This window comes from Oleiphilus sp. HI0117 (genome assembly GCF_001635235.1).
The window spans coordinates 1-489 of record NZ_LWGA01000360.1; the positions used below are offsets into that span (position 1 = coordinate 1).

The 489-nt window shown below is 46.6% G+C and carries 1 protein-coding gene; it reads left to right on the top strand.

What is annotated here, in order from left to right; all coding sequences use genetic code 11:
• The coding region (locus A3757_RS04330; protein ID WP_197469752.1) for a cbb3-type cytochrome c oxidase subunit I at window positions 1–489 on the top strand (489 nt) is incomplete at both ends.

Consider the following 489-nt stretch of genomic DNA (forward strand, 5'->3'; position numbering starts at 1 on the left):
ATTATCACTGTCGCGATTCTACACATCGGGAATAGCATGGCCATTCCAGTCACGTTCTGGAAGTCCTACTCTGCTTACGCAGGTACTGTCGATGCGATGATGCAGTGGTGGTATGGCCATAATGCTGTTGGTTTCTTCCTGACGGCAGGCTTCTTGGGCATTATGTACTACTTCGTTCCTAAACAGACTGGCAAGCCAGTTTATTCTTACAGACTATCTATTATTCATTTCTGGTCACTGATTTCTTTATATGTATGGGCAGGCGCTCACCACCTACATTACAGCGCTCTTCCTGACTGGGCACAGAGTGCGGGCATGATCATGTCCCTAGTCCTACTAGCTCCATCATGGGGTGGTATGATCAACGGTATGATGACGCTTTCTGGTGCATGGCATAAACTACGTACTGACCCAGTACTACGTTTCTTGGTTGTATCGCTTTCTTTCTATGGCATGTCTACTTTCGAAGGTCCGATGATGTCTATCAAG